Below are 2,544 nucleotides of genomic sequence, written 5' to 3' on the forward strand. Positions count from 1 at the left end.
TTTTAATTCCATGTTACTATGCATATATTTAAAATATACAAAAACTGATTTAAAATAAGACAAGAATAATAATTTTATAGAAAATATATTTTTTGTAAAAATAAAATTTGACAATCCTAGTTTTTTACACATGTTTATTTCTTTTAAAGAATTATTTTTAAAACCATTAAATACAATATCTATTGATAAATTATATGTTTTATTAAATAAATTTGCCAACGACAATAATCTAAAAAAATAGTTTGGTCCTACTTTTATTAAGTCACCCTCCATTAAAATTCTATTTTTACTCGTGTTTTCAAATATACATTCTTTTTTTAATAAATCAATAAAATTTTTCTCATTTGTATTCAAATTTATATTTACTTTTTTATTAAAAATATTTAATAAATACTGTTTTATTAAAGATAATAATACTCTAACTATAATCACAAGCTAAACCCATCATCAACTACAATATTTTGACCATTTACATATCTACTCATATCACTCAGTAAATATACTAAGGTGCCTTTTAGGTCACAATCATTTAACATACCCTTGTTTAGGCACTGATCTTTATATTTTTTCAAAAAAGAATCTGGTTGATTATCAAATATACCTCCGGGACTTAGTGCGTTTACCTTTATATTCATCCCTTTAAAATATTTTGCCATATATTTTGTAAGATGAATAAGCCCTGATTTAATGGCTGCATATTCAACTGGCGTAGTCATATGCGTATCTTTATATATCTCAAATCGAGGTGCAACAACGCCATAAATTGATCCTATATTTATAATATTTCCATATCCCTGCTTTTTAAAGTAAAGTACAAACTGTTGTGAAGCTATAAAATATCCGCCAAGGTTTAAACCTAAATTTTGCACAAAATCCTCATATTCAACATCAAAAAAATGCTTGCCATAATTTTTATTTCTAGGATAGGCATTATTTACCAAAGCATCTATTTTTTTATACTTATTGTCTAAGTAATCTATGCAGCTATTTAAAGAGTTTTTTGATGTTATATCAACTTTTATAAAATCTATATTTGAAGTGTTTAATTCTCGCGATAGATTAAGCCTTGCTTTTAGACCAAGCTCTTCATTTATATCAGCTATTATAGCCATACCATTATTTTCAACAACCGCTTTTACAAACTCCTTTCCTATAAGGCCTGCTCCACCAGTTATAACTACAACTTTATCTTTAAGCACTATCATATCTCCTCATAAAGTTCTTTTGCTGTATTAATATATTTCAATATTTTATCAAAACTTTATATATCTTTAAATCAGACTCTTAATGTGAATGTAATTTTTAAATTTTAATGATGGTATAAATTTTTATAATTTAAAAACCATTTTAAACCTATAACATTAGCTCAATGATACAACAGCGATTTTCATCGGTTTTAGCCTATTTGAAAATCATTTCCAACTTTAAATTTAGGAACCCATACACCATCCTTTTTAAAGAATAAATCTTTGTTAACCCATTTGTCGATAATATTATCAAACTCTTCCTTTGTCAAATCATAATACTTCAAGTATCCTTCTAAATATATTTCTGGAAATATACCATCGTATTTAACTACTAACTCTATCGCCTCTTTTCTAGAAATAGCACCTCTTCTAATATCAATACCAGCATCCTGTGAAGCTCTACCAAAACCGAATTTTAAATACATTAGGTATGTATGTAGATCATATAAACTTGTGTCATTTTGTGAATAATCATTATAAGTAGAGCCTTCCTGTGATTTCTTACTAGTAAGACCACAATATTTTTCTGCAATTTTAAAATTTCTATACGAATCCCAAGGCTCAAAATAAGACCAATATAGACTTAGTACCTTGCTTTTACCAAAAATAATATCCTCATCAAATTTATACATTTCTAAGTCGTTGTTGTCTATTCCGCTATTAATTATTCTATTGTATGTATCTGAGAGCAAAATATTTTTAACAAACTCGAAACTTCCATAAGGTACATTCTTGTTTTTAGTAGAACCGCCATATTCGATTTCGCCATTTTCACCATAAAAAATCATTTGTATATTAAAATTTTTTGCTATTTTTGGAATAAAAGCCTGTATAATTGTTTGCCATCCTAGCATTGGCCTTCCAAATTCAATAAATCCGATTTTATCAACTTGTTTTAAAACTTTCAAATTTGGTCTTATTGTAATATTATCATATCCTGAGGATATAAAATTTGTTAGATTTTCTTCTCCAATATCAAAAACTATTCCGGGCTTTACCGTTATTGTCAAAGGATTTATGCCGTATTCATTTTTCAGTTTATATGAAACATAAGAACTGTCCTTTCCGCCACTAACCGGAACTATACAATCATATTGACCATTAGACTTTTTATATTTATTTATTATTTCTATTAATTCTTTTTTTCGATCATTCCAATTTAAAGTTTTTTTTTCTTCGCTCCACTGGCAAGCATTGCAAATTTGATCTTCATTAAATTCAATTCTTGGTCTAGTAGACATATTTAAACACTTTTTACACCAAAAAATTCTACTCATATTAAACCATCCTTCCATTC

The 2,544-nt window shown here is 26.8% G+C and carries 3 protein-coding genes; all 3 read right to left on the reverse strand.

Annotation, left to right across the window (positions count from 1 at the left end):
* The coding region (locus F3G75_RS09500) for a hypothetical protein (protein ID WP_149717340.1) at positions 1-432 on the reverse strand (432 nt) is incomplete at its 3' end.
* Positions 429-1,205: an oxidoreductase gene (locus tag F3G75_RS09210; protein ID WP_035167064.1), complete on the reverse strand. Its 777-nt coding sequence runs from the start codon at positions 1,203-1,205 to the stop codon at positions 429-431. The genes F3G75_RS09500 and F3G75_RS09210, both read right to left, overlap by 4 nt.
* Positions 1,206-1,396: 191 nt before the next feature.
* Positions 1,397-2,544, reverse strand: a 1,148-nt coding sequence (locus F3G75_RS09215) for an N-acetyl sugar amidotransferase (RefSeq protein WP_223154462.1), incomplete at its 5' end; no start/stop codon positions are given.

Source organism: Campylobacter concisus (assembly GCF_902460705.1).
Classification (GTDB): Bacteria; Campylobacterota; Campylobacteria; order Campylobacterales; family Campylobacteraceae; genus Campylobacter_A; species Campylobacter_A concisus_Z.

Coding starts and splice junctions, on each gene's coding strand:
- F3G75_RS09210 (WP_035167064.1), bottom strand. CDS start 1,205: ATGATAGTGCTTAAAGATAAAGTTGTAGTTATAACTGGTGGAGCAGGC.